Source organism: Streptomyces sp. NPDC057654, from assembly GCF_042800135.1.
In the GTDB taxonomy this organism is placed as follows: domain Bacteria; phylum Actinomycetota; class Actinomycetes; order Streptomycetales; family Streptomycetaceae; genus Streptomyces.
On record NZ_JBHVHQ010001430.1, the window covers coordinates 1 to 1,235 of the forward strand.

General features: G+C 72.4%; 1 protein-coding gene. It reads right to left on the minus strand.

Annotation, left to right across the window (positions count from 1 at the left end):
• Nucleotides 1-420: 420 nt before the first annotated feature.
• On the minus strand, nucleotides 421-1,235 hold an 815-nt coding region (locus ACFU99_RS44125; protein WP_384404495.1), incomplete at its 5' end, for an alpha/beta fold hydrolase.

The window sequence follows — 1,235 nt, forward strand, 5'->3', positions numbered from 1 at the left end:
GCGGCGCCGGATGATGCGCGGGATGCCGATCCGGGGGTCATGGCCCACGCCTCGCGGGGAGCCACCCCTGTTGGCAACGCTCAGCGCGGCATCGCCATCGGCGCCACGCTCCTGAGTCAGGTCACGGTAGTCGTGCGTCCAGCCCATACCGAGCTAAGTGCCCCTCAAGGGTGGTCCGTAATCGCCTGGGAGCCCGTCAATTGGCCTATGCGCCAGGCAATTGGCTGTTCGAAGGATGTGTGTTCGCCCGTGGCGGGCGGCTGGATCCGGGGCCGCTGAGCCGCCCGACGGGCCGGGAGGGCCGTGCGGCCGGCCCCGCCTCACGAGATACGGCGTTCCCTCGGATTCCTGGAATTCCCCCGATCGTGGACCCGTGACCGGTTGGCGCGAATCGCCTGCGGAGCTCTCCCGAGAGGGCGTCTAACGGTCCGGTTCCGGGTCCTTGAGCCAGTTCACCAGCTCCGCCGAGAACGCCGCCGGGTCCTCCTCGTGCGGGAAGTGCCCCAGGCCGTCGAAGAGCCGCCAGCGGTACGGGGCCTCGACGTACTCGCCGGAGCCCGCCGCGCTGCGGGTGCGCATCACGGGGTCGAGCGAGCCGTGCAGATGCAGCGTCGGCACCCGCACCGGCCGCCGCATCCGGCGGTTGAACTGGATGCCGTCCGGCCGCGCGATCGACCGCACCATCCACCGGTACGGCTCGATGGAGCAGTGCGCCGTCGACGGGATCGACATGGCCCGCCGGTAGACGTCCACGGCCTCGTCGTCCGGCACCCGCGGCCCCGACCAGTCGCGCATCAGCCGCCCGATCACCGCCGCGTCGTCCGCGACCAGCTGCCGCTCGGGCAGCCACGGCCGCTGGAACCCCCAGATGTATGAACTCGCGGCGCTCTGCTTGACGTCCGAGACCATCGCCGCGCGCCACCGGCGCGGATGCGGCATCGAGGACACCGCCAGCCGCCGCACCAGCTTCGGCCGCATCACGGCCGCCACCCACGCCAGATAGCCGCCCAGGTCGTGCCCGACCAGCGCCGCGTCCGGCTCGCCGAGCGAGCGGATCACGCCGGTGATGTCGAGCGCGAGGTTGGCGGGGTCGTACCCCCTGGGCGTACGGTCGCTGCCGCCCACCCCGCGCAGGTCCATCGCCACGGCGCGGAACCCCGCGTCGGCGAGCGCCGGCAGCTGGTGCCGCCACGTCCACCAGAACTGCGGGAAGCCGTGCAGCAGCAGCACCAGCG